A 248-nucleotide genomic window follows, 5' to 3' on the forward strand; every position below is an offset into this window, starting at 1 on the left:
CAGCGATTGGGACGAAGTCGTAACAAGGTAGCCGTACCGGAAGGTGCGGCTGGATCACCTCCTTTCTAAGGAGCAATATGCCGGTTGCAGGCGAGTGTCCTGCACGGTTGCTCATGGGTGGAACGTTGACTATTCGGCACAGCGAGGGTTCGTCTCTTAGTACTGCTTCGGCGTGGAAGGGAGTTCGGGTTCTGGTTGTGTCGGGCACGTTGTTGGGTCCTGAGGGAACGGAAACGTTGTCTCAGTGG

Annotated in this window: 1 rRNA gene; it reads left to right on the forward strand. The window is 56.9% G+C overall.

Features of this window, described 5'->3' with window-relative positions:
- A 16S ribosomal RNA gene (locus PUR71_RS02880) occupies positions 1-65 on the forward strand; the annotation flags it as partial.
- Between the last annotated feature and the right edge of the window lie 183 nt (positions 66-248).

Origin of the sequence: Streptomyces sp. SP17BM10, from assembly GCF_036322405.1 — a bacterium.
In the GTDB taxonomy this organism is placed as follows: domain Bacteria; phylum Actinomycetota; class Actinomycetes; order Streptomycetales; family Streptomycetaceae; genus Kitasatospora.